The following is a 16838-nucleotide window of genomic DNA, read 5'->3' on the forward strand; positions in this document are numbered from 1 at the left end:
ATGCGGGCGGTGCGGGCACCCTCACGCCGACTCAGGCGTTGCGGTGCGCGGGGCCGTTGTCCACAGGCCGTTATCCACAGCCTCGGCGGACTCGGGACGCAGCGCCTAGGCTGAGGTCTGTCAGGGGGACGAGTCAGATCTCGTATGAAAGTGGGGGCAACCATGACAGAGACCGGTCGTGAGAACGTGCCGAGCCGGACCCGCCGGCGCTTCCCCGGCATCTCTTCCCGTGCCTACGAGCATCCCGCGGACCGTTCCGCACTCGTCGCCCTGCGCAAGCTCAGCGGCTTCGACACCGTCTTCAAGGCACTGAGCGGGCTGCTGCCCGAGCGCAGCCTGCGACTCCTCTACCTCTCCGACTCCGTGCGGGTGAGCGACGCCCAGTTCGCCCACCTGCACGACATGCTCCGGGACGCCTGCTACATCCTCGACCTGGAGAAGGTCCCGTCGATGTACGTCACGCAGGACCCCAAGCCGAACGCGATGTGCATCGGCCTGGACGAGCCGATCATCGTGGTCACCACCGGCCTGGTGGAGCTGCTGGACGAGGAGGAGATGCGCGCCGTCGTCGGCCATGAGGTGGGGCACGCCCTGTCGGGTCACTCCGTCTACCGGACGGTGCTGCTGTTCCTCACCAATCTGGCGCTGAAGGTGGCGTGGATACCGCTGGGTAATGTGACGGTCATGGCGATCGTCACGGCGCTGCGGGAGTGGTTCCGCAAGTCGGAGCTGTCGGCGGACCGGGCGGGGCTGCTCGTCGGCCAGGACCTGCAGGCGTCGATGCGCGGCCTGATGAAGCTGGCCGGAGGCCACCATCTCCACGAGATGAACGTCGACGCGTTCCTCGCGCAGGCCGAGGAGTACGAGGAGTCGGGCGACCTGCGCGACTCCGTGCTGAAGATCCTCAACGTGCTGCCGCGCACGCACCCGTTCACGACGGTACGGGCGGCCGAGCTGAAGAAGTGGGCGGAGAGCCGCGACTTCCAGCGGATCATGGACGGCCACTACCCGAGGCGGTCGGAGGACAAGGACACGTCCGTCACCGATTCCTTCCGCGAGTCGGCCGGTCACTACGCGCAGACGGTGCGCGGAAGCAAGGATCCGCTGATGAAGCTGGTCGGCGACATAGCCGGCGGCGCCGGCGACCTCGGCGGCAAGCTGTTCGAGAAGTTCAGCGGAGCGGCGGGCGGCCGATCGGGCAGGGACGGCGACGGCAGGGAGGACGGCGGCGGCAAGGGCACGGCCTGACCGTCCGGCGCGGCGGGAGCCGGTGCGGGCCCGCGGCGGCCCTCGCCCCGGCTGCGGGGCGCCGCCGCCCGAACCGCGCGCGAGGTGCTCATGCGCGGTCCTGCGGCTCTGCCGCCTCACCGGTTCTCCGGCTCCCGCGCCACGGCTCTGCGGTACTACGGCTCTGTGGCTCCACGGTCCTGCGGCTGGGGTGGGGCGGCGCCGGTGGGGAGGGTGGCGCACAGGGGCGTGGCCGCTGCCGGGGTGCCGGCGAACGGGTCGGCGGTCGGCGGGGTGGTCGACGTGGGGCGCTCCCCCGCGAGGAGGGGGCGAAGGGCGCCGGACAGGTCGGCGGCGCAGTCCACGGGGCCGGCCTGGACGTGGCTGGTGACCAGTTCCGCGCGGCGCATGCGCAGGTCGTCGCGGTCGAAGTGGAAGCGCACCTCGCGGCGGACGGTGAACAGCGAGGCGCGGTCCCCGGCGGCATCCGGCCCGGCATCCGGGCCGGCGGGCCGCAGCGCGTAGGTGTAGGTGTGGTCGGCGGTGACCTCCAGGACATCGGCGGATGCCTCGGATGCCTGGAGGGCTCCCCGGACGCGGATGCCGGGGTCGGCCAGGGCCACTCGGGCGGGGTCGAAGCGGATGAGCCATCCGCTGGTGGCATGGCGCCCGTCGGCGGACGGGGATTCCACGCTCCGGTCGAACTGCGTGAACTGGTCCGGGTCGACGAGGAGCCGCACGGGGCGGGTGCTGCCGCCGGTCACGGTGTCCGGGTCGAGCGCCGAGCGGACCAGGAAGGCCTTGGCGGTGTCGAGGGCGGCCATGACCTGGCCCTCCGTGAAGTGGGCGGTGCGCCGTACGGGCGGCAGGGTGATGCCGGCGGCACCGGGGCGGTACTGCGCGGCCGGGCTGCGGGCGAACAGGTCGGCGGGGCGGCCGCCGGACACGGGGCCGGTGGGGGCGAGCGCGACGAGGGTGACGCGCAGGGGTGCGGCGCGGGCGTCGGGGGGTGGCTGGTAGGGGTAGCGGGAGCCGAGGTGGATCGCGACGGCGAAGACCGTCGCCACGAGCAGCACGAGGATGAGGGCGCCCACGCGTGACCCGATCGCGTGCCGCGCGGCGCCCGCGCGACGGCGGCGGCCTCGGGAGCGGCGCCGGCTGGAGCGCCAGTGGCGGTGGTGCAGGTCGTAGGCGTACTCGTACTCGGCGTCCAGGTCGGGGACCGGCCCCGGGTCGTTCGCCTCGGCACCCGGGCGCCGGCGGACGGCGGGGGTGTCGTCGCCCATGCGCTCGTGGGCGGACAGCTCCTGGAGGCGGGCAGCACGGATGAAGGACTCGTCGAAGACGACGGGCCGGTCCTGGTCCTCGTCCCTGCCGGGGAGCCCTTCCGGTGTGCCGTCGGGCGTTCCGTCGGGCGGGTCGGCGCCTCCTGCCATACCTTCAGGGTGGGTCGGCCGGGGGCGAGGTAAACGCCCCCGACAGGGTCGTCGGATGGAGGGGCGGCCGACCGTACCGGAGGCTCACCGGTCCGACGCCGGGCGGGCCGGCTCGGTGCGGGCGTGGGGGGGGCGAGGTGGGGGCCGACGTGAGGAGCGGGGCGGGGCCGGGGGCGGGTCAGGGGCTGGGGGGTGGGGGGTGGGAGGCAGGGGTGGGGGGGTGGGGTGGAGTGGAGTGGGAAGCGGGAAGCGGGAAGCGGGGGGCGGGGGGCGGGGGGCGGGGGGCCGGGGGCGGGGGCGGGGCCCCGTGATGGCTGGTGGGGGACGAGGGCGCGGCGGGGTGGGGCCGGTCCGGTGGAGGGCGGGGTGCGGCCCTGTCTGCGCGGAGGCGGAGGGGACGCGTTTCGGCGGGGCGCCTGGGCGGCCGGGGATGCTCCGGGGCGGCGGTTCCGGGCGTGGGCCGGGGCGGCCATTCGGTTCCGGGGTGGGCCGGGGTGGCCGGTCAGTGGGGGGTCGGCGTGGCGAAGAGGGGCGGCGCGGGGTGGGCCGCGGAGGGGGGAGTTCCGTCGAGGTTGACGTCGCTGCTGGCGGGAGCGGGGATCTGCTCGTCCCGGTCGCCGGAGGAGCCGCGGTACACGGCGGAGAAGGCCAGGGCGACCATGCCGAGCCCCATCAGGAGGGCGACGAGCCAGGCGACGGGGCGGTACCAGCGGTTGCCGGGGCGGTACGGGCGGAGGGCGCCGCCATAGGGGCCGTACGGGTCGTCGCCGCCGTACGAGTCGTGTGCGTACTCGTCCTCGTCGGAGCCGTCACGCCGGGCGTCGCGCGCGCCGCGGCGGTCGGGGTCGTACGGGTCGTCTTCGGGGGGCGGACCGCCTCGGGCCCTCGCGGCGTCGGCCTCGGCGCGGGCCTTGGCGGCGGCGAGCAGTCTCTCGACGGCGGTCGGCTCGTGGACCCGGGCGGCCCGCACGAAGTCCTCGTCGAACACCACGGAGGCGAAGTCCTCGTCGGCGCCTCCGCGGTCGTCGTCGGGCTCCCAGCCGTCCTGGAACGGCCTGCCCCCCACGTCGTCCGGCACGGTCTCAGGGTAGACCCGGACGCGGTGGTTCGGCAGGGAGAGGACGGAACCTCCCCCTGCCGGACCGCACGGGACCGCGGGGGCCGTCCGGCCGGGCTCCTATCGGATGTGGCCGTCGCCGGTGACGATGTACTTGGTCGACGTGAGCTCCGGCAGGCCCATGGGACCGCGGGCGTGGAGCTTCTGCGTGGAGATGCCGATCTCGGCGCCGAAGCCGAACTGGCCGCCGTCGGTGAACCGGGTGGAGGCGTTCACGGCGACCGTGGTGGAGTCCACCAACTGGGTGAACCGGCGGGCGGCGGCCTGCGACGTGGTGACGATCGCCTCGGTGTGGCCGGACGTCCACAGGCGGATGTGGGCCACGGCGGCGTCCAGCGAGTCGACGACGGCCGCGGCGATGTCGTACGAGAGGTACTCGGTCTCCCAGTCCTCCGCGGTGGCGGGGACGACGGTGGCCTTGGAGCCCTCCGCGTACGGCAGGACCCGCTCGTCGCCGTGGACGGTGACGCCGGCCTCGGCGAGTGCCTCCAGGGCGCGCGGCAGGAACCGGGGGGCGATGTCCTGGTGGACGAGGAGGGTCTCGGCGGCGTTGCAAACGCTGACGCGCTGCGCCTTGGAGTTGATCAGGATGTCGACGGCCATGTCGATGTCGGCCTCGGCGTCGACGTACACGTGGCAGTTGCCGGTGCCGGTCTCGATGACGGGGACCGTGGACTCCTCCACGACCGTGCGGATCAGGGAGGCGCCGCCGCGCGGGATGAGGACGTCGACGAGGCCGCGCGCCCGCATCAGCTCGCGCACCGAGTCGCGGGACTCGCCCGGCACGAGCTGGACGGCGTCCGCCGGGAGGCCGGCGCCGCCGACGGCGTCGCGCAGGACCCGGACGAGGGCGGTGTTGGAGGCGTACGCCGAGGAGGAGCCGCGCAGCAGGACGGCGTTGCCGGCCTTCAGGCAGAGGGCGGCGGCGTCGACGGTGACGTTGGGCCGGGCCTCGTAGATGATGCCGACCACGCCCAGCGGGACGCGGACCTGCCGCAGGTCCAGGCCGTTGGGGAGGGTGGAGCCGCGGACGACCTCACCGACCGGGTCGGGCAGCGCGGCGACGTGCCGGACGTCGGCGGCGATGGCCCGGACCCGCTCGGGGGTGAGGGTGAGCCGGTCGACCACGGACTCGCTGGTGCCGGCCTCCCGGGCCTTCGCCACGTCCTCGGCGTTCGCCTGGACGATCTCGGCGGTGCGGACTTCGAGGGCGTCGGCCATGGCCAGCAGCGCGTCGTCCTTCGCCGCGCGCGGAAGCGGCGCGATATCGGCGGCGGCCGCACGGGCCCGGTAGGCGGCCTGCGCCACCGGCGACATGGCGTCGTACGGGTTCATGGACGGGGAGGCGGATTGCGAGGTCATGACCGCAGGGTAATGCGCCGCCCCCTGGGCCGTCCCCCGTATGTACCGCTCCGTCCCGCTCTGCGAGATGGAGCGGGAGGAGGGCGGGCTCTGCCTCTCGGGGCCCGGCGGTCTCGCGCTCGACCGGGGGGCGGCGGGCCAGCAGGGTGCATGGGTGGCGCCGGACGCGCAGGGGCAGCGGGGCGACGGCGTCGCGTCCGGCACCGGGTGGTGCCGGACGGGTGCCGGGCGCGTGCCGCCGGGTGCCGCTCCCCCGGCCGGGCAGTGTGGCCGAATCAGTACGGGTGCACGCCGACCGGGGCGGCCGGCGGCGGGCCGTACCCCTCCGCGATGCGCTGGTGGTACGTCTCGCGGTCGATGACCTCCAGGCCGACGATCTCCCACGGCGGGAGCTGGGCGCTCTGCCGGTGCTCGCCCCACAGGCGCAGGGCGACGGCGGCCGCGTCGTGCAGGTCGCGGGCCTCCTCCCAGTACCGGATCTCGGCGTGGTCGGTGGCGTATCTGCTGGTCAGCAGGAACGGATGGTCATGGGCGAGCTGTTCCAGCGCCCGCCGGACGTCCGCCAGCGGGGCCGCGCGGCCCGACACGCAGAGCGTGATGTGCCACAGCCTGGACAGCGGCCGCTCCGGCGTGCGGTCGGCCGTCCCCGGGCCCCTGCGCGTGTCCGTGCCCGCGGTCGGGCCCTCACCGGCCGCGGACCGGCGGGCGGCGTCGTCGAAATCGGCCCCCGGCCTCGACACTCGTCAAGGCACGTTCGGTCGTCCCGCGGGGCACAGCCCCTGGGCGCGCTCGTCTCACCGGCGGCCTCCTGTTGATGCGTTGTCGTGCTGTCACCCCGCTTACCCCCCTGACAAAGTTGACCAGTCACAGACGGCACTTGGGGCGGTTTTGGCGAAGGTTCCCGGGGGTTGACCCGACTTTCAGCCGTTCCAGGGGTGGAGGACGACCAGATCGTCCCTGTGTACGACCTCGCGCTCGTACGCGGAGCCCAGTTCCCTCGCCAGCTCCTTGGTGGAGCGGCCGAGCAGCTGCGGGATCTCCTTGGCGTCGAAGTTGACCAGGCCGCGGGCGACCGGGCGGCCGTGGGCGTCGCGCAGCTCGACCGGCTCGCCCGCGCCGAACTCGCCCTCGACGGCGGCGATGCCGGCGGGCAGCAGCGACTTCCTGCCGTGCACGACGGCCCGTACGGCGCCCTCGTCGAGGATGAGCGCGCCCCGCGGGGCGGAGGCGTGCGCGAGCCACAGCAGCCGCCCGGCGGAGCGGCGCCCGGTGCGGTGGAAGTACGTGCCGGTGTCCCGTCCGGCGAGGGCGTCGGCGGCGCGGCTGGCGGACGTGAGGACGACGGGGATGCCCGCGGCCGCCGCGATGCGGGCCGCCTCGACCTTGGTGACCATGCCGCCCGTGCCGACGCCGGCCTTTCCGGCGGAGCCGATCTCGATGCCCTCGAGGTCCTGCGGGCCGCGCACCTCCTCGATGCGGGAGGTGCCGGGGCGGCTCGGGTCGCCGTCGTACAGGCCGTCCACGTCGGACAGGAGCACCAGCAGGTCGGCGCGGACGAGGTGGGCGACGAGCGCGGCGAGCCGGTCGTTGTCGCCGAAGCGGATCTCGTCCGTGGCGACGGTGTCGTTCTCGTTGACGATCGGCATGGCGCCCATGGCGAGGAGCTGTTCCAGCGTCCGGTAGGCGTTGCGGTAGTGGGCGCGGCGGCTCATGTCGTCGCTGGTGAGGAGGATCTGCCCGACGCGCGCGCCGTACCGGGCGAAGGACGCGGTGTAGCGGGCGACGAGGAGGCCCTGGCCGACGCTGGCGGCGGCCTGCTGCCGGGCGAGGTCCTTGGGGCGCCGGTCGAGGCCGAGCGGGGCGAGGCCGGCGGCGATGGCGCCGGAGGAGACGAGGACGACTTCCCGCCCGCCCGCGTCGCGCACCTTGGCGAGTACGTCGACGAGCGCGTCGACGCGGTCGGCGTCGAGTCCGCCCGACGCTGTGGTCAGGGAGGACGAGCCGACCTTGACGACGATCCTGCGGGCTTCCGCCACGTACTGCCTTGCCTGTGTCACGGGGCGAGGCTATGCCAGCGGGGAGCGTCGGCGCGCGCCTGTTCCATCCGATGGACAGCTTTCTGGACACGCCGGGCGCGGGTCCCCGCCGGGTCGCGGGGGACCGCGGCGGAGGGGGGCCGGGCGGCCCGTACGCGCCCTCCGAGGCGGGTGCGGGCCCCCGGCGCCGTCGCCGGGGCGCGGGGATGCGCGGGGAGCCGGGGCGGGGCCGCGCCGGGAGCCGGGGGCGGGGCCGCGCGGCGGGCCGTGGCCCGGGGCCGGACCCCGGCACGGGCCTGGGCCCGCGGGCACGGGTGTGGTCAGCCGACCGCCGTCGGTTCGGCGGCGGCGCCGGTCTCCTCCGCCACGGCTTCCGGGCTGTCGTCGCCGACGCCCTGCGGCGCGGCGCCGTCCTCGCGGTCCAGCTCGCCGATGGTCTGCCCGGCGAGCCGCTGCGCCACGCCCTCGTTGCGGGCCACCGCCTTGGCGGTGAGCGCGCGTACGGCGGCGTTGAAGCGCTCCAGGGAGGTGGGTTCGTCCGGGCCGAGCAGGTACAGCTTCAGGGCGCGGCGCTCCGCGGCCGTCCGGTCGGCGGCCGGGTCGGCGACGGCGGCGAGCAGTTCGTCCAGTTCGGCGGCGCTGTTGGAGAGGACGACGGCCGCGCGTACGGCGGTGTTCTGGCGGCGGAACTCGTCCGCGCCGACGCCGGCGGAGTCGGTCACCGCGTACGGCTTGCCGCTGGCGATGAAGTCGGAGACGACGCTGGAGATGTCGGAGACCATGCCGTCGGACTCGTTGAAGCAGTCGTACAGGTGGGGCTGGGCGCCGGTGACGACGCGGTGCTCCCACCAGCCGAAGGAGCGCCAGTAGGCGTCGTTCCACTCGGCGCGCAGCCGCTTGACCTCGGCGAGGCGGTGCGGGTCGGCGAGGGAGACGCGGGAGGTCTCGGCCTCGTCGGTGCCCTTGCGGCCGGGGCTCGCGAGGGCGGCGAGGCGGGCCTCGACGCGGGCGAGTTCGGCGCGGGCGGCGGCCTGGCCGGCCTGCGCGGCGGCGGCCTCGCGGATCCAGCGCGGGTCGGCGGCGCGGCGGGCGGCGGCCTCGGTGATCATCGCGCGGACGCGCTCGTCGACGGCCTTGGCCTTCTTGTTCACCAGGCCGGTGAAGGGGTGCGGCTTGTAGACGAGGCGGACCGGCTCGGGGGCGTCGAGGAGCCGCCGGACGATGTTCTCGCCGGCGAGGAGGAGCGAGGTGTTGCCGGGGTTGCCGTCCCAGCCCTCCCAGGTGGGGGCGTACAGGATGGTCGGGATCGGGTTCTTCGGCGCGCCGGTCCAGGTCTGGATGGGGGCCAGCTGGGGGCGGCCGACCTCGGCGATGTCCTCGTCGCGGACGCCGACGTCGGCGAGGGCGTACCGGTCGCGGCCGGCGCGGCCGGCGGTCCACACCTCGTCGTACACCTTGGAGAACGGGTTGACGCTGGCGAGCTTGTCGCTGTCGCCGTGGCCGATGAAGACGTGCTTGGAGGTGGGCACGCGCAGCATGTGGATGTTCTTGCCGACGTTGGCCGGGTAGAGCGTGACGCGGAGCGAGGACCAGTCGCGGGCCATCATGTGCTGGCCGCCCGGGATGCACAGGACGGGCACGGCGGTGTCGCCCAGCTTCGGGACGAGGTTGCGCTCGCGCATGACGATGATGGGCCGTCCGTCGACCTGCTCCATGGTGTCCAGCCACATGTTGACCTGGTAGGCAGCGTCGTCGGAGCCGGAGAAGTAGAGGGCGACGGTCGGCTGGTACTCGCGCAGCCAGGTGTCGACGGCCTTGAGGACGGTGCCGGCGCCGGGGACGCGGCGCTTGCGGCGGGCGTACGGCAGGAGCAGCAGGATGGAGAGGACGGCGAGGCCCAGGGTGGTGGCGATGCCCGCGTACGCGAAGGCGGCGCGGCCGGTGACGACGGCGGTGACGACGCCCGCGACGGCGGGCAGGTCGAGGTGGAGCATCTTCTCGCCCGCCCGGTGCAGGAGGGCGCGCGGCGGGGCGTCGGGGATGCGCACGCCGTGCAGGTCGACGTTGCGGGTGACCACCGGCAGGGTGCGGCGGAGCCTGATGAAGGCGACGAGGGCGCCGTGCGGGGCCTGGAGTCCGTAGAAGAGGAGGAAGCAGGCGACCGCGGCGTAGAAGACCGGCTGCTCGGCGAGGTTCTCGCGGGCGAGGAGCAGGACGAGGAGCAGCTGGCGCAGGAGGAAGCGGATCGGCAGCCCCACGCGGACGCTGTTGAGGCGGTTGACGAGGTGGCTCTTCTTCTGGTGCAGGTACCAGTCGGCGGCGTAGGTGGCGGCGCCGGCTCCCGCGAACAGCCAGATGTTCGGGATCAGCGCGGCGAGCGCGAGGCAAGGGAACGCGAGTCCCAGGAGGACTGCCGCGGCCAGCTCCGACCTGCTGCCCACCCGGGCCAGTCGAATGACGGTCGAAATCACGTGGAACCTGCTCCAGACGGGGATGCCGGTTGTTTCCATAAGGCGTTTCGCTCTGTGAAGACGGGCTTCACCGAGCGGGCCCCCGCATTCGCGAATCACTCGCTGATGCGGGGGCCCGGGAATTCACATCCTGTGAGTATTACACATCTTCCTGACGGTCGAGCACGGCGGCCAGGGCCTGCTCGAAGCCGGACGCCTCGCCCGCCGCGCGGGTGGGGTCCTGCTGCCGTACGTCGATGACGTGGCCGGTCAGCTCGGAGAGGAGGACGTCGAGGGAGGTGCGGGCGACGGCCTCGGAGGAGAGCAGCGTACCGGCGGGCTCCTGGCCGAAGGCCTTGGTCCGCATGGGCGTGGCGGTGCGCTCCGGATTGACGCAATTCACGCGGATTCCGTCGGCCGCCCATTCGTCGGAGAGGGCCTGCGTGAGATTCACCATGGCCGCCTTGGTGGACGAATAGAGGCTGTACTCGGCGCGGCCCCGGGTGTAGCTGGAGGAGGTGTAGAGGAGAAGCTGCCCCTTGGTCTCCACGAGATACTTGTAGGAGGCTCGCGCGATCTGTACGGGCGCCAGGTAATTGACGTTCAGGGCTTCCTGGATGGTGGCGCTGTCGGTTTCCGCGAGCTTGCCGATGCGCAGGACGCCGGCGGTGTTGATGACGTAGTCGACGCGGCCGGTCTCGGCGTACGCGGTGGCGAGGGCGTCCTCGACGTGCTGCGGGTTCTCGACGTGGGTGCCGGTGGTGGAGCGGCCGAGCGCGTAGACGCGGGCGCCGTACCGCTCGGCGAGGACGGCGATGTCGGCGCCGATGCCGTAGGACCCGCCGAAGACGACGAGCGTGCGGCCGGAGAGGAGCTCGCGGTAGGCGTCCTCGCCGGCTTGGGCGGGGGCGGCGGTGGAGGCGAGCTGGAACAGCTTGTCGGCGATGAAGACGTCGACGGGCTGTGTCACCTTCATGTTGTACTCGTCGCCGGGCACGACGTGGATCGGCACGTCCGGGAGGTACTTGAGGACGACCGTGCAGTCGTCGGTCGCCTGGAAGTGGGGGTCGCCGGCCGCGATCTCGTACGCCCTGCGGATCGTGGAGAGCTTGAACGCCTGCGGGGTCTGGCCGCGGCGCAGCCGGGAGCGGTCCGGGACCTCCGTGATGAACTCGCCGTCCTCGCCGTGCGTGCGGGTCACGATGATCGTGTCGGCGGAGGGGATGGCGACGTCCACGGCCTGGTACCGGTCGAGGGCCGCCACGCAGTCCTCGATCACTCGCTGTGACAGGAGGGGGCGTACGGCGTCGTGGAAGAGGACGTTCAGGTCCTCGCCCTCGGCGAGGCCCTCACCGAGTGCGCGGATGGCCCGCTCGGTGGTCTCGTTGCGGGTGGAGCCGCCCTCGATGATCCGCGTGATCTTGGTCAGCCCGGCCTTGGCGACGATCTTCTCGACGTCGGCCACGAAGCCCGGCGCCATCAGGACGATGACGTCGTCGACGCATTCCGCCTGCTCGAAGATGGTGAGCGTGTGCTCGATGACCGGCTTGCCCGCGATCTTCAGCAGCTGCTTCGGGATGGACAGTCCCACGCGCTGGCCGGTCCCGCCCGCGAGGACGACGGCGGTGGTGCGGGTCTTGGCTTCACGAGGCGCGGACGAAGGCGCAGACACAGGGACGACCTACCTTGCTATGGCTCGGGGACGGGCTGATGGTCGCACCCTCCGTGACCGTCCCGCAAGGCGGGACGGAGGGGGCGGTTTCTTGCCGGACACCGGCAGTTCACCGTGTGGCCAGCCGGGTTGCGGGAGGCGGGAGCGGCGGCCGTGGTGACGGACGGCACACGGCCCGGCGGTGCGGGAGGGCTGGTGCACCGGGCGCGACCGGGGCGCGGGCGTCCCCGGCCGGACGCGCCGGGCCGGGGTCGGGCCGGGTCGGGCTGGTGGGCGGTCCCTCACCGGCCCTGGCGGGCGAGCCCTCACCGGCTGCGGCCGGTCACGCGTCGGTCACCTTGACGTACAGGGCGTTGTGGCCGTCGTGGCGGAGGGTGAGCTCGACCATGAGCTGGGGCTGCCGCCGCAGGGCCCGCAGCAGGCGGCGCGCCGGCAGCAGGGGGCGCCGCCTGTGGCGCCGTACGGGCCGGTACGCGAAGACGTCGGCCTTGGCGACGATGTCGTCGAGCAGCCGCGCGACCTTCACCGGCGCCCGGTCCGGGGCGTACCGCAGCCACAGCGCCCACGTGTCCTGCTCGCGGCGGCGGCGCCCGGCCAGCTCCTCCCACGGCAGGTCCACCCGGAACCGGTCGCCGGGCAGCCAGGTGCCGGGGACGGCGACCTCCTCGTGGCTGTCGTACCGGCGCAGGACCAGCTCCGGCCGGTCGGCCCGGTCCGTGGCGGGCCCGAGGAGCCTGCCGGTGACGGTGGCGTGGTCGCGGGTCAGCCCGACGGCGCCGGCCTCGGCGTGCACGGGCCGCACCCAGGAGCGCAGCTCCAGCAGGTGCCGCGGGGGGCGGCGGTAGGGGACGAGATGGCGCACGCCGTCGCCGGGGGCCATCCGGTCGGCGGGGCGCAGCGATCCGCGCTGGTCGACGGCGCGGGCGGTGAGCGGGGTGCGCGCGCCGGTCGCGGGCTGCTCGACGTGGCACACCCAGTTCCCCTCGGGGAGGTCCGCGCCCGCGGGGATGGTGAGGGTGGCGTCGGGCCGGAAGGCGTACGTCCGCTCGACCGGTTCGCCGCTCTGGTTTCCGCCCCGGCCCTGGAGTACGGCGACGAGGCGCAGGCCGCCGGGGCGGGCGGCCAGGGCGGGCGGGGAGATCACGGTGACGGTGAGCGAACCGTCCGCCTCGGCGACGCAGTCGGCGACGGGGGCGGGGTCCTCGTGGGCGGGGTCCCCGGGCGCGGGGTTCTCGGGGCCGGGGTCCTCGGGCACGGGGTTCTCGGGGGCGAGGTTCTCGGGGCCGGGGCGCTGTTCCCCGGCGTCGGCCGGGTGTTCGCGCGCGCTCTCGTCCGGCCCGGCCGTCGCTCCACCGTGCACGTCCCCGTGCACGTCCCCGAGCGCGTTCCCGTACGCGTCCCCGGGCGCGTCCCCGGGCGCGTCCCCGTGGCCGCGGGCACCGTCCGGAGCGCCGGCGGCGGCAGGCCGTGTCTCCGCCCCGGCAGTCGCCGTCGCCGCGGGGACGGGCCGGGGCCGGGCCCGGCCGCCCGCGCCCAGCTCCGCGAAGAGGTCGGCGTACCGCCGGGCGATGACCGGCGGGTCGAAGCGCCGCGCGTTGCGCCGGGCGGCCTCGCCCATGCGGCGGCGCAGCCCCTCGTCCTCGATCAGCCGCAGCAGCGCGGCGGCCACGGCGTCGGCGTCGCCGACCGGTACGAGCAGCCCGTCCTCGCCGTCCTTGATGATTTCGCGGGGACCGTAGTCGCAGTCGGTGCTGACCATGGGGACGCCGCAGCGCATGGACTCGACGAGCGTCATGCCGAAGGACTCGTGCCGTGACGTGGACGCGGCGATGGCGCCCTTGACCCATTCGGGCTCGATGGGCGAGCGGGGGCCCATGAGGAGGACGTGGTCGTGCAGGCCGAGGTTCTCGATGCGGCGGCGCAGCCTGTCCCGCTCGGTGCCCCAGCCGCAGATGCGCAGTGTCCACTCGGGCCGTACGGCGACGACCTGGGCGAAGGCGCGGATCAGTACGTCGTACTGCTTCTCCGAGGAGAGCCGCCCGGCCGCGACGACGGTCGTGCCGGACTGGTCGGACGGCGCGACCATGGGCTCGGGGACGCTGTTCGGTATGGACAGCACACGGGTGCCGGGCAGCTTCATCTGCTCGCGCCACACCTGGGCGTCGCCCTCGGAGACGGTCACGAACGCGTCGAGCGCTTCGAGGTGGGGCCGCATCTCCTCGCGCAGGGCGGGCTTGTGGTGGTTGTGCGTCATGTGCTCCTGGCCGATGAGCACCGCGCCGTCGGGGGCGAACTGCGCGACGTACGCGACCAGTCCGGGGCGGGTGCCGATCACCACGTCGGCGTCGGAGCGTGCGTAGTGGGCGCGGACCCGCTCGTCGGTGAGCCTGCTGTACTCCTTGTACCGCGCCTCGGTGCGGGGGAAGAACGCGGCGGGGGCGAGCTGGTCCGGGTGCTCCTTCTCGCACGTCGGCGACGCGGGGCGGGTGTCGACCAGGGGGACGACGGTGATGCGCGGGTCGATGGTGAAGAGGGGGATGTCACGGTGCCGGAAGACGGAGACGATCTCGACCTCGTGCTGGTCGGCGAGCTCCTCGGCGAGGTTGAGCGTGGTGCGGATGGTCCCGCCGATGCCGTAGACGGTGTGGATGAGGAAAGAGATCTTCACCGATGCCCCATGTGTGTACGTGAGGGCGCACCGCGCGGTCGCCCGGACAGCTAGACGGTGCCGCTCCGGAAAAGGTTGTACGGACCAGGCACCATTCTCGGGCCGAGGCCCGGACCGCGCGCGCCGGGCGGCGGCGCGCACGTGAACGGCGGGGCCGCCACCGGGCGGCCCCGCCGTTCACGGGCGGCCGAAGCCCCCCTGACGCGCCGTCAGTATCACCCGACGCGGCGTCAGAAGGGCGTCGGTCAGAAGGGGTTGAACTCGTCGTACTCGCGCTCCGCCTCGTCCCGCTCGGCCTGGCGGTCCTTGCGGCGCTGGGCGGCGGGCCGCGGAGCCTCGAAGCGGTGGTCCTCGCCGCGGCGGCCGAGCATCTCGGCACCCGCCATGAGCGTGGGCTCCCAGTCGAAGACGACGGCGTTGTCCTCGGAGCCGATGGCGACACCGTCGCCCGCCCGGGCACCGGCCTTCATCAGCTCGTCCTCGACACCGAGGCGGTTGAGGCGGTCGGCGAGGTAGCCGACGGCCTCGTCGTTGTTGAAGTCGGTCTGGCGGACCCAGCGCTCCGGCTTCTCGCCGCGCACCCGGTACAGGCCGTCCTCTTCCCGCGTGACGGTGAAGCCGGTGTCGTCCACGGCCTTCGGGCGGATGACGATGCGGGTCGCCTCCTCCTTCGGCTTCGCGGCGCGCGCCTGGGCGACGATCTCCGCGAGGGCGTACGACAGCTCCTTCAGGCCCTGGTGGGCGACGGCCGACACCTCGAAGACGCGGTAGCCGCGCGCCTCCAGGTCGGGGCGCACCATGTCGGCGAGGTCCTTGCCGTCCGGGATGTCGACCTTGTTGAGGACGACGACGCGGGGCCGCTCGCCGAGCCCGCCGTACTGGCGCAGCTCCTCCTCGATGACGTCCAGGTCGGACAGCGGGTCGCGCTGCGACTCCAGGGTGGCGGTGTCCAGGACGTGCACCAGGACGCTGCACCGCTCGACGTGGCGCAGGAACTCCAGGCCGAGGCCCTTGCCCTGGCTGGCGCCGGGGATGAGGCCGGGCACGTCGGCGATCGTGTAGACGGTGGAGCCCGCGGTGACGACGCCGAGGTTCGGCACGAGAGTGGTGAACGGGTAGTCGGCGATCTTCGGCTTCGCGGCGGACAGCACGGAGATCAGCGAGGACTTGCCGGCGCTCGGGTAGCCGACCAGCGCCACGTCGGCGACGGTCTTCAGCTCCAGGACGATGTCCTGGAAGTCGCCGGGCTCGCCGAGCAGCGCGAAGCCGGGCGCCTTGCGGCGGGCCGAGGCCAGCGCGGCGTTGCCGAGGCCGCCGCGGCCGCCCTGCGCCGCCACGTACCGGGTGCCGTGGCCGACCAGGTCGGCGAGGACCTCACCGTTCCTGTCGAGGACGACCGTGCCGTCCGGCACCGGCAGGACGAGGTCCTGGCCGTCCTTGCCGGAGCGGTTGCCGCCCTCGCCGGGCTTGCCGTTGGTGGCCTTGCGGTGCGGGGAGTGGTGGTAGTCGAGCAGCGTGGTCACGGACTGGTCGACGACGAGGATCACGTCCCCGCCGCGCCCGCCGTTGCCGCCGTCGGGGCCGCCGAGCGGCTTGAACTTCTCCCGGTGGACGGAGGCACAGCCGTGGCCTCCGTTACCCGCGGCGACGTGCAGCTCGACGCGGTCCACGAAGGTGGTCATGGTGGGGTGCCTCCAGCGGTGCGGAAAGAAAGAAACGTACGAGGTGTCTCAGCTGTAACACGCGAAAGGCGGACCCTCTTCCCGCACGGCGTACACCGTACGGGAGGAGAGGCCCGCCCTCGCGAAGCGTCCGATCAGGCGACCGGGACGATGTTCACGACCTTGCGACCGCGGAAGGTGCCGAACTGCACCGAACCGGCCTGCAGCGCGAACAGCGTGTCGTCGCCGCCGCGGCCGACGCCCGCGCCCGGGTGGAAGTGGGTGCCGCGCTGGCGGACCAGGATCTCACCGGCGTTGACGACCTGACCGCCGAAGCGCTTCACGCCGAGCCGCTGAGCGTTGGAGTCGCGACCGTTCCGGGTGGACGATGCGCCCTTCTTGTGTGCCATGTCTCCTCAGTCCCTTACTTCGCGGCCGTGGGGATCGCCGTGACCTTGATCGCCGTGTACTGCTGGCGGTGGCCCTGACGACGGCGGTAGCCGGTCTTGTTCTTGTAGCGCAGGATGTCGATCTTGGCGCCCTTGTGGTGGTCCACGACCTCGGCCTGGACCTTGATCCCGGCCAGGACCCACGGGTCGCTGGTCACGGCGTCGCCGTCGACAACGAGCAGGGTCGAGAGCTCGACCGTGTCGCCAACCTTGGCAGTGGAAATCTTGTCAACCTCAACGATGTCGCCGACAGCAACCTTGTGCTGGCGACCACCGCTGCGCACGATGGCGTACACGCGGATCTCTCCTCGCTCGTAACGGAAACCCCTGACGCCAGCCGCCCGCACGGGCCGGGGCCCGCGACTGAACCGGATGGTCGAGACGGCCTCCCCCGACCTGGGCCGGGAGGGAAGGTGCTCAGGAGCTGGCGCGCATGGAAACACGCCGACGGTCAAGACTAGGCGCCCCACCCTGACCGGTCAAACCGGGCCGGGGCGGGCGACGGCCGGGCCGCCGGGACCCCACCCGGCCGTGAGCCGCCCCCGGACCCGCCGCCACAACCGCGACCGCCCCATCACCGCCACCGAAGAGGGCTCACCCCGCCTTCGGGCACTCGACCGCCGCCTGGCCCTTGGAACGGGGCGTCGACCTCGCCGTGATCAAGGGGCCCCTCGGCCAAGCACATCGGCGCAACCGCCACCGTCGACGCCCACGTCCTCCTCCGCCTCCAGCGAGACGCCATCGATGCCCTCAGCACCGC

Annotated in this window: 12 protein-coding genes; 1 reads left to right on the forward strand and 11 read right to left on the reverse strand. The window is 73.6% G+C overall.

What is annotated here, in order from left to right; genetic code table 11:
- The first annotated feature begins 162 nt into the window (after positions 1–162).
- On the forward strand, positions 163–1248 hold the full coding sequence (locus CP974_RS09245) for a M48 family metallopeptidase (RefSeq protein ID WP_031128239.1): 1086 nt from the start codon (positions 163–165) through the stop codon (positions 1246–1248).
- A 155-nt stretch (positions 1249–1403) separates the two neighbouring features.
- Here the strand turns inward: CP974_RS09245 and CP974_RS09250 are convergent, their stop codons facing one another.
- The 11 genes from CP974_RS09250 to rplU form a co-directional block, all read right to left on the reverse strand.
- Positions 1404–2663 carry an SCO2583 family membrane protein gene (locus CP974_RS09250; RefSeq protein WP_031128238.1) on the reverse strand — a complete coding sequence of 420 codons (1260 nt, stop codon included), beginning with the start codon at positions 2661–2663 and terminating at the stop codon, positions 1404–1406.
- A 502-nt stretch (positions 2664–3165) separates the two neighbouring features.
- Entirely contained in the window at positions 3166–3741 is a 576-nt protein-coding gene (locus CP974_RS09255; protein WP_031136522.1) for an SCO2584 family spore wall biosynthesis protein, read from the reverse strand.
- A gap of 99 nt (positions 3742–3840) precedes the next feature.
- The gene (locus CP974_RS09260) at positions 3841–5142 is read right to left on the reverse strand and encodes a glutamate-5-semialdehyde dehydrogenase (RefSeq protein ID WP_031136524.1); all 1302 of its coding nucleotides are present in this window, start codon (positions 5140–5142) and stop codon (positions 3841–3843) included.
- A 275-nt stretch (positions 5143–5417) separates the two neighbouring features.
- Positions 5418–5882, reverse strand: coding sequence for a DUF8830 family protein (locus CP974_RS09265; RefSeq protein WP_398654082.1), 465 nt, complete (start codon positions 5880–5882; stop codon positions 5418–5420).
- A gap of 180 nt (positions 5883–6062) precedes the next feature.
- Positions 6063–7199: a glutamate 5-kinase gene (gene proB, locus CP974_RS09270; protein WP_085921314.1), complete on the reverse strand. Its 1137-nt coding sequence runs from the start codon at positions 7197–7199 to the stop codon at positions 6063–6065.
- A gap of 299 nt (positions 7200–7498) precedes the next feature.
- Complete coding sequence (locus CP974_RS09275) at positions 7499–9649, reverse strand: hypothetical protein (RefSeq protein WP_051838902.1); 2151 nt, start codon at positions 9647–9649, stop codon at positions 7499–7501.
- Positions 9650–9788: 139 nt separating this feature from the next.
- Entirely contained in the window at positions 9789–11300 is a 1512-nt protein-coding gene (locus CP974_RS09280; RefSeq protein WP_031128569.1) for a bifunctional cytidylyltransferase/SDR family oxidoreductase, read from the reverse strand.
- Between the two features lie 322 nt (positions 11301–11622).
- Positions 11623–13968 carry a glycosyltransferase family 4 protein gene (locus CP974_RS30080; protein WP_031128571.1) on the reverse strand — a complete coding sequence of 782 codons (2346 nt, stop codon included), beginning with the start codon at positions 13966–13968 and terminating at the stop codon, positions 11623–11625.
- Positions 13969–14213: 245 nt separating this feature from the next.
- Entirely contained in the window at positions 14214–15650 is a 1437-nt protein-coding gene (gene obgE / locus CP974_RS09290) for a GTPase ObgE (protein WP_031128573.1), read from the reverse strand.
- 134 nt (positions 15651–15784) lie between these two features.
- On the reverse strand, positions 15785–16039 hold the full coding sequence (gene rpmA, locus CP974_RS09295) for a 50S ribosomal protein L27 (RefSeq protein WP_010476314.1): 255 nt from the start codon (positions 16037–16039) through the stop codon (positions 15785–15787).
- 14 nt (positions 16040–16053) lie between these two features.
- On the reverse strand, positions 16054–16374 hold the full coding sequence (gene rplU, locus CP974_RS09300) for a 50S ribosomal protein L21 (protein WP_017944922.1): 321 nt from the start codon (positions 16372–16374) through the stop codon (positions 16054–16056).
- Positions 16375–16838 lie beyond the last annotated feature (464 nt).

Origin of the sequence: Streptomyces fradiae ATCC 10745 = DSM 40063, from assembly GCF_008704425.1 — a bacterium.
GTDB classification, from domain to species: Bacteria; Actinomycetota; Actinomycetes; order Streptomycetales; family Streptomycetaceae; genus Streptomyces; species Streptomyces fradiae.

Coding starts and splice junctions, on each gene's coding strand:
- obgE (WP_031128573.1), bottom strand. CDS start 15,650: ATGACCACCTTCGTGGACCGCGTCGAGCTGCACGTCGCCGCGGGTAAC.
- CP974_RS09260 (WP_031136524.1), bottom strand. CDS start 5,142: ATGACCTCGCAATCCGCCTCCCCGTCCATGAACCCGTACGACGCCATG.
- rpmA (WP_010476314.1), bottom strand. CDS start 16,039: ATGGCACACAAGAAGGGCGCATCGTCCACCCGGAACGGTCGCGACTCC.
- CP974_RS09250 (WP_031128238.1), bottom strand. CDS start 2,663: ATGGCAGGAGGCGCCGACCCGCCCGACGGAACGCCCGACGGCACACCG.
- CP974_RS09245 (WP_031128239.1), top strand. CDS start 163: ATGACAGAGACCGGTCGTGAGAACGTGCCGAGCCGGACCCGCCGGCGC.